Raw genomic sequence first — 13,462 nt, forward strand, 5'->3', positions numbered from 1 at the left:
CGATTGCGGCCTTACCAATATAGTGTTAGATTGCAACCAATCATAACGACAACTGACCGCGAGTCCGAAATTAGCGGAGTCAGGACAAGATGGATCTCATTCATATACATACCGACGATAACGTCGCCGTGAGCAAGGTGCCCCTACCCGCCGGTACGCTGGTTAACTGGGGCGGCAGCATGATGCCGCTGGTGACAGATGTCCCGGCGATGCACAAGGTCTGCGTGCGCGTAATCCGCGCCGGTGAAGCGGTCATCAAATACGGACAGGTTATCGGTTTTGCACGGGAGGATATTGCTCCCGGCACCCACGTCCACGAATTCAATATGGAAGCGGGCAACCACACCGTGGAGCACGACTTCTGCCGGGATTATGTTCCCACCGAGCTGGTGGCACCGGAAGACCGCGCCACCTTTATGGGATACCGCCGCCCGAGCGGCAAAGCCGGCACCCGCAACTATCTGGCCGTGGTCTCCACCGTTAATTGCTCGGTTACCGTTTCCCGGGCCATCGCCTCCCATTTCCGCGACAGCGGAAAACTGCGCGACTTCCCCAATATCGACGGCATCGTGGCACTGGGCCACGACAGCGGCTGTGGCATGTCCACGTCCGGTGAAGGCTACCAGACTCTGTTGCGTACCCTGCACGGCTATATTGCCCATCCGAATTTTGCCGGCGTTCTGCTGATCGGCCTCGGCTGTGAAGCCATGCAGATCACCAGTCTGATGCGCGAAACCGGTTTGCAGGAAAGCGGTAGCTTCCAGGTGATGACCATTCAACAGCAGGGCGGCACCCGCGCTGCGATCGAGTCCGGCATCGAGCGACTGACAGAAATGCTGCCCGCGGCCAACGCTTGTGAGCGCGAGCCGATTCCGGCTTCCGAACTCACGCTGGCGGTACAGTGCGGCGGTAGCGATGCCTACTCCGGTATTACCGCGAATGCGGGCCTGGGTGCGGCGGCGGATATCCTGGTGCGCAACGGCGGTACCGTTATTTATTCCGAAACCCCGGAAATTTATGGTGCCGAACACCTGCTGACCCGCCGCGCGGCTTCTCCGGAAGTAGCACAGAAGCTGGTTGACCGTATCGAGTGGTGGGAAAACTACACCCGGATGAACGGTGTCGAGCTGAACAACAATCCGTCTCCGGGTAACAAGGCTGGCGGTCTGACGACGATTGCGGAAAAGTCCCTGGGTGCTCAGGCCAAGGGCGGCACTACCGCGCTGCAAGATGTTTACATGTACGCAGAGCAAGTGCGCAAGAAGGGCCTGGTGTTTATGGACAGCCCCGGATTCGACCCGGTATCTGTGACCGGCCAGGTGGCCAGTGGCGCGAACGTGGTGTGCTTCACCACCGGCCGCGGTTCCGCGTTCGGCGGCAAGCCGGTACCCAGCATCAAGCTGGCCAGTAATTCCAACCTGTTCGAGCGTATGCGCGAGGATATGGATATCGACTGCGGCGGCATCCTGGACAAGCGTTACACCGTTGCGGAATGTGGCGAGATGATTTTCAAACACATTCTGGCGATTGCGTCTGGCGAGCAGAGTGCCAGTGAAAAACTCGATTACGGTGATAACGAGTTTGCACCCTGGCATATTGGGGCAGTTGTTTGATCAGTTATCTTTGTCACTAAAAAACCGGCCTTGTGCCGGTTTTTTACTTTTAGAGTTTCGAAAGACCTTGGTGGTCTAGGCGCTTTGAAGCAGCTCTTTGGCGGCAAGGTACCGGGTATCTGTTTTCAAAACCGCCATGAATACATCCCTGTCGCCGACGCTTTTGAAAACAGATACCCGCTACCTTACCTTCTCGTTTAAATTCGGAACTTCGTAAGTTGTTCAGTCGTAAGGTTTTGCTGGTGCCTTGCTGAGCAGCACGAGAACCAGTGTCGCCAGGGGCCCGAAAATGAGGCTCAGAATCCACCAGATGAGTCCACTACGATTTTTACCCTGAGCCAAGCCAGCGTTAATCAGAGAAAGCGTTCCCCACCCGACCAGCCACTCCCGCGACTGAATCATTACTTGATACTCTTCCATAACCACCTTCCAATTAATCCAATCAAATCCCAATGGCCGAATCGAAGGTGGAGTGCCGGGGATCTGTTTTCAAAAGCGTCGGCGACAGGGACGTCGCCGACGCAGCCTACAGGGATGTATTCATGGCGGTTTTGAAAACAGATCCCCGGTGCTCCACCGCCAGCAAACCTACTTAGCGGCTACCCGGAAACCAAATCAGTTATCCATTAAGAAGCGAGCAATGGTACGGAACCCGTGTCCTTTGGCTCCCTGTGCCCACTGATCATTTGGCGCAGGCAGGTAAGAACCGGAAAGGTCCATGTGTACCCAGCCGCGCCCTTCATCGCGCACAAACTTGGCCAGGAAGGCTGCCGCGGTAGAAGCGCCGGGCGTGCCATCCATACCCACATTGGCAATCTCCGCAAAGCCGGAAGGAATCTGCTCCAGGTGGAATTTTTCCAGCGGCAGACGCCAGGCTTTTTCGTTTTCCTGCTTGGCTGCATTCAACACTTTATCGGCCATCTCGTCTTCCAGGCTCAACACCGAATTGTAATCCCGGCCAACCGCCATTTTCGCGGCGCCAGTCAAGGTTGCAGCATCCAGGATATAGCGCGGGCTTTCCTCACTCGCCGCGATCAGACCGTCCGCCAGTACCAGACGGCCTTCTGCATCGGTATTCAGGATTTCCGCCGTCACGCCATTTTTGTAGGTAATCACATCACCCAACTTGAACGCGTGACCGGAAATCAGGTTTTCCGCGCAGCACAGATAAAGCTTCACACGTTTGTTCAAACCGCGCGCGATCGCCAGCGCCAGACCACCGGCAACCATCGCCGCGCCGCCCATATCGGACTTCATGTGTGCCATACCGGCAGACGGCTTGATGCTGTAGCCACCGGAATCAAATGTGATCCCCTTGCCCACCAGACAGATATCCACAGCCGCAGCATCATCCCCGGCGGGGTTGTAATCCAGCTGCAACATAGCACCGCCGCGTACGCTGCCACGGCCTACGTTGTGGATACCCATAAAACCCTCGTCCAGGAGCTCATCGCCGGAGACGATACGGTAGCTCACCGCATCCGGGGCCAGCTGTTGCAGCATATCTGCAGCGCTTTCCGCCAGTGCGCGGGGATAGACGTTTTCCGGGGAGCCGTTGGTGATTTCCCGCACCCACAGGCTCGCCGCTTTGCGCGCCTCCAGTTCCTTGAACTCATCGCCCTCGGCAACGCCCCAGTCCAGGGTGCTCTTGCGATTCGGGTTGTAATAGCCGGCCCAGAAGCTCCAGCGGCTTTCCAGGTCCCAGTTGTCGCCGGTCAGGGCAACATCCGTCACGCCCATGCCGTCCAGCCGGCGCGCGGCGCGCTGTACCGCGACCAAAGTACCGCCGGTGGCCTCGGTGGCGTGGATACAGGCCTCGCTGTCGCTGAAGCTCAGCAGAGCGTTCTTACCCCAGTGATCCGCCGCCGCGGCGCTGTCCAGCCGTACCTGCATCGCTGTTGTCATGTGTACACCTTGATTTTGTGATGGAAAGGAAGTGTCTGACACACAATATTGGGTCAGTCTAGCAGGCTGCAAGTGGTGGTTTGCGCCGCCGGGGAATCTGCCGATACACTGCATGGGCTAAAAAGAACAACAGGGATAGTTACCATGGGAACAGCCTGCCACTACCATTCCGCGGCGCCCGCCGTCTGGCAATGTACCGGCTGCAGCAAGGATTACTGCGGCGATTGCGTGCCCGGTGCGGTGGATAATTACTACCAGTCCACCCCCAAATGCGTACTGTGCAACAAGCGTCTTGAGAATGTCGGCGCCAGCAACAAAGCCAAGCCTTTCTGGCAGATGGCCCCTTTCTACTTCCGCTACGCCTTCTCCGCGGGCCCGCTAACCATCTCCGCCATCTGTGCCGTGGCCGCCCTCGCCATGACCGGCCTGGGATTCCTCTCGATCTTTGTGTTTGTTGCCACACTCGCGGTAGTGATGCGCTACAACCTGCTGGTGATCGAGAAACTGGCCGCTGGCCAGTTGCAGGCCCCCAGTTTCGGCGATGCCCAGGACGGCCGCAGCGCTGCGGTATTCGCCAAGGTGATCGGCATGATCCTGGTGGCCGGTGGCGCCGGGGTGCTGTTTGCGATGCTCGGCGAGGGCGCGGTACAGGTGTATTCCATTGCCCTGTCGCTGCTGGCGCCGGCTGCGATGATCGTACTGGCACTGGAGCACAGCATGCGCGCCGCGGTAAACCCGCTCAAGCTGCTGCATTTCACTCTGATTATCGGCTGGCCCTACTGGCTGCTGTGGTTGTCCACCAGTGCGGTTTCGGCGGCGCCCGCTCTGCTGCTACCCGCGGTAGTGGGCAAGCTTCCGGTGTGGCTGCTGTTGCCTCTGGTGGCGTTCGTCACCAGCTATTTCTCCATCGTCACCAGCGCCATGATGGGCTACATCTGCCTAACCAGGCAGCGCAAGCTGGGTGTGGCGGCGCAGGTGGAAGACGAGGAGTTTCTCGAGGCACTGGAGTTCGATCGCCTGAAGGCGCTGGCGGATGCGGGGATTCTGTTGCGGGAGGGCCGCCACGAGGAAGCGCGCAAAACACTGGTTACGGTACTGCGCCAGCAACCGGATGATATCGCGCTGAATGAACGCTATTACCGCCTGCTGCTGGCAACGGATGACAAAAAAGCACTGCGCGAGCTGGGACCACATCTGCTGGAGCGGTTCGTGAAACTGAACCAGGCTCACAAGGCGGCAGAGCTTTACCTGGCCACGACGCGCAGCCACGGCGCACCGACGATAGACAAGTCACTGCTGCGCCACCAGATCGCCGAAGCGCTGTACCGACAGCGCCAATTCAAACCGGCGCTGGCACTGATCAACAACCTGCACAAGGAAGACCCGCACTACACGCGGCTCGACAGCGCCTACCTGCTGCTGGCAAAAATCTATATGGATGGTTTCAACCGCACCGATAACAGCCGCAAGCTACTGGCGTTTGTGCGCAGCAAGTTTCCGAAAAGTGCGGTACTTGGCGAGGTGAAACAGCTGGAGACGATTCTCGCAGCTGAAAAAGATACGCAGCCGGCTTAGGGCTTTATTGTCACATGCGAAGGCACCGCTATCCGGTACCGGTGCCGTCACGCATGGCCAATAGAGCCAGCTAGATTGCAGTCGGCTGCAACGCCCGGGCAAAATCCAGTGCCCTGCGCGCGCGCTCCTCGTCGCCACAGCGGCGGTAGTGCTCCACCAGGCCATTGGCCAGGCGCGCCATCAACGGGTGGCGCTGGTCTTTCTGCTGCAAACGCTGCAACAGGCTTTCCACCAGCCCCCATTGCTTTTCCCGTGCCGCCCGCTGCGCCAGCAGCAGGCACACCCGCACATTTAGCGCGCGCGGCTCGCCTACCCGCTGCACATACTCCTCAACCCCGGAAGCGATAGGCTCGAACGCCTGCGCCGGGAAGCGCGCCAGTGCAAACAGCGCCAGCCAGGCCCGGTGGTGCGCCTCGCTTTCCGGCGCCAGGGCGGTGAGTTCGATGGACTTGTGGATCAACGGCAGCGACTCCGGGTGCTGCCGCTGGGCACTGGCCGCAGCTTCGCTGGCTTCCAGCAACTTGCCACTGTTCTGCAGGGATTCGATACGCGCGAGGGCCAGCTGCTCCGGTGTGGGGGGCAGGTCCTCTTCCACATGGATTTCCCGGCTGGGACGCAGCCGGATCAAAACCACGGTGCAAACAAAGCCCGCCACCAGGCCGCCGAAGTGTGCCCAGTAGGCAATGTTGTCGTTGCCAAAGAAGTAGCCGAAAACCTCCTTGCCCAACCACAGCGGAAGTACCAGCAGCGCCGGCGCGGTGAATTCTCCAAAGGCGAAACCAAGGGTGTAAAAAAATCGCAGGCGGCGCACGCCGTACACCGCGACGAACATCCCCATTACCGCGGATACTGCGCCAGAGGCACCGATGACCGGTATCAGGCTTCCCGCCTCCACCCCCATATGCAGTCCGGCCGCCGCCAGTCCACCCAGCAGGTAAAGGCCGATAAACCACGCCGCGCCCAGTGCCAGCTCCACCGACAGGCCAAACAACAGCAAAAAGATCATGTTCCCCAGCAGGTGTTCCCATCCACCGTGCAGGAACATATGCCCGAACGCCCCTTTCAGGGTCGGCTCTGCCGGCGTCAGCCCGTAGGCAAAGCTGGACAGGCGATCTCGCATCTCCGCGAACTGCTGGCGCTGCTGCAGCCACTGCTGTTTGCCTTCACGCTCCAGCTGCGGCACCAGCCAGTGGTGGAACTCGCGGCTCCACAGCAACTGCTCGTAAATGAACTCTTCCCCGGCGCCCTGGGCCAGGGATCGCCACTCGGGCTTTTCCGCTCCCACAAACTCATAGAAACGCTGCTCTTCCAGGGTCGGCAAATCACTGGAGAAGTAATATTCCTCCGCTGCCTGCCAGCGGGACTCGTCGCCACTCTGGTAGAGCACGAACACCAGGAGGTTGGCGAGAATCAGGGCAAAACACACCAGCGGCGGACGGCGCCAGTCGGGCTTGTTCTGGATGGGAATAATCAGCAAGGGCGGACCTGCATCTCGAGTGACAATAAGGGTTCAGGGTTAATTCACCCCAGAATACAGGGGCTAGCGATTATGAACAGCCCCCCGCCGGGCCATACAGGGCCAGAATGCGAAAAAAGACGTCAGTGACCGGGCGATCCGCCGTCGTCACCCCCTCCCGATCCCTCACCGCCACCGTCGCCGTCCGTATCACCATCCGCGGACCAGTCTTCGATACCCGCGGAGCCGCGGCGCTCCGTCGCCGGGTCGTGTGCGGAGCCCTGTGGAGCGCTGCCGCCCCCGGAAGCATCTCCAGGTGCATCTCCGAGCGCAGCCTCGGCATCTCCCCAACTGCGCACATGCAGGTCCCGTTGCGGGAAGGGAATCTCGATTCCCCGCTGGTTGAACTCCCGCAGTAACTCAATGTTGTACAGCGCATTGAGATCGCCGAGGGATGACACCGCGTTGCTGTTGACCCACACCACCAGCTTGAAATCCAGTGAACTGTCGCCGAAGCCGGTGAGCCACACTTCGGTCTTTCGCTGCCAGTTGCTGTAGGTCACCGGCACGCGCTCCGCTGCCTCCATGGCCGCCTCCCGCACCACTTCCGGGTCAGTACCGTAAGCCACCCCGAATATCACGTGGATGCGGCGCACCGGGTCTTCCAGGGTGTGGTTGGTTACCCGCCCGGTGACGAATTCGGAGTTGGGCACCAGGATATCCACATTGTCGCGGGTAGTGATCCGGGTGGAGCGCACATTGATATCGCGGATACGCCCGAACACCCCGGATTCCAGCTCTACCAGATCCCCAACCCGCAGCGGCTGCTCGAACAACAGAATGATGCCGGAAATAAAATTGGAAAAAATCGCCTGCATGCCAAAGCCAATACCCACAGAAAGGGCACCGGCGATCAGTGTCAGTTTGGAAGTATCCAGCCCCACCATGGTGAGGATAATCACGAAGGTGATCAGCACAATGCAGTAATTGAGGATTCGCCACAGGGTGTAGGCTCCCTGTTCACTGGTGCGGTTTTTGCGCACCATGCGCCGCAAGATCCAGTTGAGCAAACGCGAGCAGGCCCAGGCGACGATGATCACCAGGACCATCTGGGCGATATCTTTCAGCGTGATCGGCTGCTCACTGATGGCAAACAATTCGAAATTGGCCAGGTTGCGCCAGCTGGTGCGCAGATTCCGGAATTGCAGCAGCAGCCGATCCCCCATGGTCCGCCACCAGCCCTGCTGACGCTGGTAGACATACAACTGGGCGTTTTCGTAGCGCTGTATATCATCCAGCAGGTCGCGCACGCGACCTAACCCACTGTCGACCTTTTCAAACTGGCTCCACCACTTGCGCATCGCCTGGCTGTCTTCGCCCACCCAGGCGACGATCTGGCGCTGGCGCACGTTGAGCTGGCGAGTGAGGTTATCGTGGACGGTTTCCGCATTGTTCACCAGATCCTTGCTCGCCGATAGCTTCTGCTTGTCACCGACGGGATCCAGCACATTGTTGATGGCAAGCAGCAATTCCTGCTTGCGCAGTTGCAGGCGGTTTTCCAGTGCCTCCACACTGTAATTCATCAGCTGGATCTGCTGCTCCATGGTGACGGCGGCATCGGAGCTTTCAAATATCAGGTTGCGGGATTCATTGCGCTCCCGCGTCAGCTCTTCCAGATTGGTTTTTTCTTTGCTGCGGGCTTCCCCCAGCTTCTGCACCACCTCCTCGCTGTACTGCAGCTCTTTCAACATTCGCGTGAGCTCAGCGTCGGCATATGTCAGCTCTTCATCCCAGGCGGCGATCTGCTCATTGACCACGCTCTGCTCTTCGAGCACCTGCAGATGGCTGAGCTGAGCCAGGAAGACATCCACCGTGGCCTTCAGATGCTTGGCATCCGCGCGATTCTTGTCGCGCAGTTTCCCTACCGTATCCCGCAGGCGGGTCAGTGACAGACTCACCCCCTCGTCCATCTGTGACTTTTCCAGCCTCATGCCGGCAAAACGCTGCCTGCCGCGGGTTACCGCCGCATCCGAATCGGCCCACTGCAGTACAGTGGGTTTTTTCGGAAAGGTGACATCTGGCAGTACGCTGACTTTTTTCAATTCATCGCGTTTTTTCCAGATCTTTCGAATACTGTTGAAACGCCTGTCGATGAGTTTGACTTCTTCGGCGAGCTGCGCCTCTTCCGGCAAGGTAGTGCGCCAGTCCTGCCACGCCTTTTCCACCTCATCCAGCCATGCAGTGCGCTGCTCATGGGTGGCCTCCGGCCACTGGGTCCACCAGTCCGCCGCGAGTTGATTGAAATCGGGAATAACCGGAGTAAATTCATTCGGCTTTTGGGTGGGAAGTTGCGCCGTGGCCAGCGCGGGGAACAACAAACACAACAGGCACAGGCATGCCAGAAACGCGCGCAGAGTTATTGCCGCAGAACGGGGGAATTGCGAGAAACGCAGGAAAAAAGCGGCGCCGATAGCTCCCATGCCCGAGACAGTCCCTGTACATCTGGATCGCAGGCGATGCCGACTTCAGGCACCGCAGCGGACAACCTGCGCTGAGCGCGCATCTGTATCAGTGTAGATGACAGGAAAACGGCCTTAGCGCCGCCGGTCGTAACGCTGGATACAGTCGCGATACTCCCGCTGGTAAATGCGCAGTCTCTGATCCTGCAGGGTGCTGCCCCGGCGTGCGGCATCCGATGCATCCTGACGACAGGCGGACTCCGCCAGCGCGCGATTGTCGTAGCGCTCGCCACTGGCATCGTACGGTGGGCGCACGTTGGCGTAGGGACGCTGGGAGCTTCGGCGGCGATCACGGTAACCCTCCGCCTCGAACAACGGCACCCCCCCGCCGTCCGTTGCGCTGGGGTCTAGCGCATCGGGGGGATAGGCGCGGGGAATACCGGAGCGGTCGCGCAGGTCATCCAGGTCTTTGTCCGGATAACCGTAAAGGCGGTCTTCGTAGGCACCAACAAGATCCCCGTTGTAGTAGCGCCGCCATTCATAGGGCGGCGTCGTCACGACATAACTGCGTCGCTTGGGCTCATAGCGGTAGAAGGTGCCGGTGCCGCTGAGGAAAAAGCGCCGCCCATCAATTTCGAACCCGGTACTGCCATACGGCAGAAATGTCAGTTCCGCGCCCAGCGGAGGCTCCACCCGCAGGTAACCGTCATCCTCCTTGCGATAGAAATACCCGCCCTGGTAATAGTAAATATTGCCGCTCAGGGTGATCCGGCTGGCGCCCGCCGGCAACTGGCGTTGACGATTGGGATCGCGCCGGTACTCCTCCGGCGGCTCCGCGCTGGACAGCCCCGTATCCTGGGCCTGGGTCGCGACAGGAGGCATCAACAGCAGTGCACAGCAAGCCCTGCACAGTAGTCGCACGTGAGGACTGCCGTTCGCCGCGGAAGCGATAGGGAGTTGTCGGGAAGGGAATTGTCGGGAAAGGTGAGAGCGGAATCGGAGCATGGGCTGCCTCGCAAGCTACACAATCCGGCGCACACACATACGCGCACCGAAGGCCCCACCCGATTAACTTGAAATACTCAAAGTAAAGTTCAATTGCGATCAAATAGCTGCACGCGACCCCCGCCCGTCGCAACTGAGGCGATACGGGCAGAGGCCGCGTGCGCTTGGTAGCCGGCTGCGCCGCTCTCCCATACTGACCGGCGAACACAGCAGAGCGCACAGACCATCACAGCCCCGCGCTTTTGCTGCTCGGCCGACTACCCCTTAAGTGTAAGGTGCGAACGACGATATCCCACCTTAGGCATGCAGACCGACCGAACAGTTTTATTCCCGTTTTATGCCTCCCGCAGCGCGCACAGAACCCGCTGCGGGATTATGGTCAACGCAACCCGGAGATCACCTCGCGCAGCGTACTCACGATGCTATCGATCTCGTGGGTCTCGATGATCAGCGGCGGGGACATACACAGCGCATCGCCAATCCCGCGCGCCATCACACCCGCCTCCCAGGCCATCGCCGACGCCTTGCCGCCGAACTTGCCCTTGAGACCTTCCGGCGCCCGCAGCTCAATGGCACCGACCAGACCGTAATTGCGCACATCGATCACATTGTCGAGATCCGCCAGGGAGTGCAGGGCATTCTCCCAGTAGCTGCCGATATCGCCGGACGCGCGGGTCAGTAGTCCCTCGCGATCGTAGATATCCAGCGTCGCCATACCAGCCGCACAGGCCACCGGATGCGCGGAGTAGGTATATCCGTGGAAAAACTCCACCATACCCTCGCCGGCAGCATCCACCACCGTGTTGTAGATCTTGTCATTCACAAATACCGCACCCAGGGGCACGGTGGCATTGGTAATGCCCTTGGCTGACGTGATCATATCCGGCGTTACATCGAATTCCTGAGACGCGAACGGAGAACCGGTGCGGCCCCAGCCGGAAATCACCTCGTCAAAAATCAACAGCAGATCGTGCTGGTCACAGATCTCGCGCAGACGCTTCAGGTAACCCTTGGGCGGCAACACCACCCCACCGGCGCCGGAGAACGGCTCGACAATCACCGCCGCAATCTGATCCGCCCCGTGGAACGCCACCAGCCGCTCGAGATCCTCCGCCAGCTCCACACCGTGCTCGGGCAAGCCGCGGCTGAATGCATTGCGCTCGATATCCAGCGTGTGGCGCATGTGATTGGCCTTAACCGGCTGGCCAAAGGACTGGTAGTTCGGCGCAATACCACCCACGGAAATACCGCCGAAGTTCACCCCGTGATAGCCCTTCTCGCGACCGATAAACATCGTGCGCGAACCCTTGCCCCGCGCGCGCTGGTACTGCAGCGCAATCTTCAGCGCCGACTCCACTGCCTCGGAACCGGAGTTACCAAAAAACACCTTGTTCAGACCGTCCGGCGTGTACTGCACCAGACGCTCCGCGTATTCAAAGCTCAGCTCGTGGCCGAAATTAAAAATAGAGCTGTAATCCAGCTTCTGCGCCTGCTGGTGAATTGCATCGGCAATTTCCGTGCGACAGTGTCCCGCATTGGAACACCAGAGTCCGGCGGTGGCATCGATGATCTTGCGACCGGACTTTTCAAACAGGTAAATCCCCTCCGCGCGCTCGACGATACGCGGCGCTGCCTTGAAGGTGCGGTTAGGGGTAAAGGGCATCCAGAATGCGTTGGTGTTCAGTTCGGACATGGTTTTCTCCGAGTCTAAAAAAATTAGAGTCTTTCTAACGTAGTAAATAATTTCGATGCTAAGGCAAAGTGCTGGGATTCCCTTTTCGAAAAGGGAAGCCCAGTGCTTTGCCGCCACTGGGCGAGATTTAAAAGAACCCCCAGGGGTTCGCCTGCAGGCAGGCTCCTACCTATAGGTTACGCGCCGTAGCAGCAGTACTTGGTTTCGTAAAACTCGGCCATTCCCTCGACGCCGCCCTCACGGCCGATACCGGATTCCTTGCAGCCGCCAAACGGCGCGACGGTGGTAGAGAAGACGCCCGCATTACAGGCCACCATTCCGTACTCCAGTGCCTCCACCACTCGATTCGCCCGACGAATGTTTTCACTCATCACATACGCCGCCAACCCGAACGGCGTATTATTGGCGCGCTGAATCACGTCATCTTCATCGCGGAACTTCTGCACCACCGCCAGCGGACCGAAAATTTCCTCCTGTGCGATGCGTATATCATCGTGCACATCCACCAGCAGCGTCGGCGCGTAATAGTTCTCGCCATTGGGCAGGAAGTCACCACCCAGCAGAAGGCGCGCCCCGTTGGCCACCGCCTCTTCAACCAGACCGTGTACCCGATCCACCGCACGGCGGAAAATCAGCGGACCAAATGTAGTTCCCTGTTCCAGGCCATGCCCCGGCTGCAACTTTTCCATCTGCACGCGCAACTTATCCACAAATACATCGTGCACCGACTCGTGCACATAGATCCGGTTTGTAGACACACAAGTCTGGCCCGCGTTGCGCATCTTTGTGGCAATACAGGCAGTCACGGCCACATCAATGTCCGCATCGTCGAACACGATAAACGGCGCATTGCCGCCCAGCTCCATGGACATCTTTTTGACGGTGCTCGCGCACTGGGCCATCAACAGCTTGCCTACCGGAGTGGAGCCGGTAAAGGTGAACTTCGCCACGCGCGGGTCCTGGGTCAGCACCTTGCCGATGGCAGCAGAGTCCGTGCCCACCACCACATTCAGGGTACCCGCCGGCAACCCGGCCTGCTCCGCAAGCGCACACAGCGCCAGCGCCGACAGCGGCGTTTCCGACGCCGGCTTGATCACCACCGGACAACCCGCCGCCAGCGCGGGTGCCGCCTTGCGGGTAATCATTGCATTGGGGAAATTCCACGGCGTAATACAGGTGACCACACCCACCGGCTGGCGGATGGTGTGCAGGCGCATCGCCGGATTGTGGGTTGGGATCGTCTGGCCGTAGGCGCGACGACACTCCTCCGCGTACCACTCGATGTAGGAGGCGCCGTAATCGATCTCCCCCAGCGCCTCCGCCAGCGGCTTGCCCTGTTCCAGTGTCAGGATCCGCGCCAGATCTTCACGGTTTTCCACAATCAGCTGGTACCAGCGCTTCAGCACCGCGGCACGCTCGCCGGCGGTCTTGCGGCTCCATTCGGGAAAAGCTCCATGGGCGGCGGCGACTGCCTGCTCCGCATCAGCGGCACTGCCATCGGCGATTTCCGCCAGCACAGAGCCATTTGCGGGGTCAGTAACCGCCAACTTGCTCTCGCCATCTCGCCACTCACCGGCGACAAAGTTTTGGGTTTTCAACAAGGCCAGGTTTTGTACAGAAGCGTTCAGTTCCATCGAATATTCCTACAGATCATGCAAAATCGGTCAACAGCTCGATTCTGGACCCGTAGTCGGGTTAAGAATAGTAGATTCTGTGAAACTAAAATTTACGTTTTTCAAACTTTCATTTAACCTGA

Annotated in this window: 9 protein-coding genes; 2 read left to right on the top strand and 7 right to left on the bottom strand. The window is 59.3% G+C overall.

The genetic code is table 11. The features are described 5' to 3' along the window. The first annotated feature begins 89 nt into the window (after positions 1 to 89). Positions 90 to 1,613: a UxaA family hydrolase gene (locus tag ACONT6_RS15830; protein WP_428819389.1), complete on the top strand. Its 1,524-nt coding sequence runs from the start codon at positions 90 to 92 to the stop codon at positions 1,611 to 1,613. A gap of 222 nt (positions 1,614 to 1,835) precedes the next feature. Here the strand turns inward: ACONT6_RS15830 and ACONT6_RS15835 are convergent, their stop codons facing one another. Then, positions 1,836 to 2,033, bottom strand: a complete 198-nt coding sequence (locus ACONT6_RS15835) for an antitermination protein NusB (protein ID WP_078082607.1) — start codon at positions 2,031 to 2,033, stop codon at positions 1,836 to 1,838. A gap of 195 nt (positions 2,034 to 2,228) precedes the next feature. Beyond that, positions 2,229 to 3,518: an aminopeptidase PepB gene (gene pepB / locus ACONT6_RS15840; protein ID WP_428819390.1), complete on the bottom strand. Its 1,290-nt coding sequence runs from the start codon at positions 3,516 to 3,518 to the stop codon at positions 2,229 to 2,231. 144 nt (positions 3,519 to 3,662) lie between these two features. On the opposite strand from pepB, the gene ACONT6_RS15845 reads away from it, so the two are divergent. Further along, positions 3,663 to 5,093 (top strand): tetratricopeptide repeat protein, encoded by a 1,431-nt coding sequence (locus ACONT6_RS15845; protein ID WP_428819391.1) that lies wholly within the window; start codon positions 3,663 to 3,665, stop codon positions 5,091 to 5,093. A gap of 70 nt (positions 5,094 to 5,163) precedes the next feature. Here the strand turns inward: ACONT6_RS15845 and ACONT6_RS15850 are convergent, their stop codons facing one another. From ACONT6_RS15850 to ACONT6_RS15870, 5 genes are all read right to left on the bottom strand, one after another. Then, positions 5,164 to 6,570 carry a rhomboid family intramembrane serine protease gene (locus ACONT6_RS15850; RefSeq protein ID WP_428819392.1) on the bottom strand — a complete coding sequence of 469 codons (1,407 nt, stop codon included), beginning with the start codon at positions 6,568 to 6,570 and terminating at the stop codon, positions 5,164 to 5,166. A gap of 122 nt (positions 6,571 to 6,692) precedes the next feature. Further along, positions 6,693 to 9,029, bottom strand: a complete 2,337-nt coding sequence (locus tag ACONT6_RS15855) for a mechanosensitive ion channel domain-containing protein (RefSeq protein ID WP_428819393.1) — start codon at positions 9,027 to 9,029, stop codon at positions 6,693 to 6,695. Positions 9,030 to 9,143: 114 nt separating this feature from the next. Continuing rightward, entirely contained in the window at positions 9,144 to 9,929 is a 786-nt protein-coding gene (locus tag ACONT6_RS15860; RefSeq protein WP_428819394.1) for a DUF6515 family protein, read from the bottom strand. A gap of 463 nt (positions 9,930 to 10,392) precedes the next feature. After that, the gene (locus ACONT6_RS15865) at positions 10,393 to 11,706 is read right to left on the bottom strand and encodes an aspartate aminotransferase family protein (protein ID WP_428819395.1); all 1,314 of its coding nucleotides are present in this window, start codon (positions 11,704 to 11,706) and stop codon (positions 10,393 to 10,395) included. Between the two features lie 176 nt (positions 11,707 to 11,882). Then, positions 11,883 to 13,340: an NAD-dependent succinate-semialdehyde dehydrogenase gene (locus tag ACONT6_RS15870; RefSeq protein ID WP_428819396.1), complete on the bottom strand. Its 1,458-nt coding sequence runs from the start codon at positions 13,338 to 13,340 to the stop codon at positions 11,883 to 11,885. Positions 13,341 to 13,462: the final 122 nt, after the last annotated feature.

The organism is Microbulbifer sp. MCCC 1A16149, from assembly GCF_050368945.1.
Lineage (GTDB): Bacteria > Pseudomonadota > Gammaproteobacteria > Pseudomonadales > Cellvibrionaceae > Microbulbifer.

Coding starts and splice junctions, on each gene's coding strand:
- ACONT6_RS15830 (WP_428819389.1), top strand. CDS start 90: ATGGATCTCATTCATATACATACCGACGATAACGTCGCCGTGAGCAAG.
- ACONT6_RS15835 (WP_078082607.1), bottom strand. CDS start 2,033: ATGGAAGAGTATCAAGTAATGATTCAGTCGCGGGAGTGGCTGGTCGGG.
- pepB (WP_428819390.1), bottom strand. CDS start 3,518: ATGACAACAGCGATGCAGGTACGGCTGGACAGCGCCGCGGCGGCGGAT.
- ACONT6_RS15845 (WP_428819391.1), top strand. CDS start 3,663: ATGGGAACAGCCTGCCACTACCATTCCGCGGCGCCCGCCGTCTGGCAA.
- ACONT6_RS15855 (WP_428819393.1), bottom strand. CDS start 9,029: ATGGGAGCTATCGGCGCCGCTTTTTTCCTGCGTTTCTCGCAATTCCCC.
- ACONT6_RS15865 (WP_428819395.1), bottom strand. CDS start 11,706: ATGTCCGAACTGAACACCAACGCATTCTGGATGCCCTTTACCCCTAAC.
- ACONT6_RS15870 (WP_428819396.1), bottom strand. CDS start 13,340: ATGGAACTGAACGCTTCTGTACAAAACCTGGCCTTGTTGAAAACCCAA.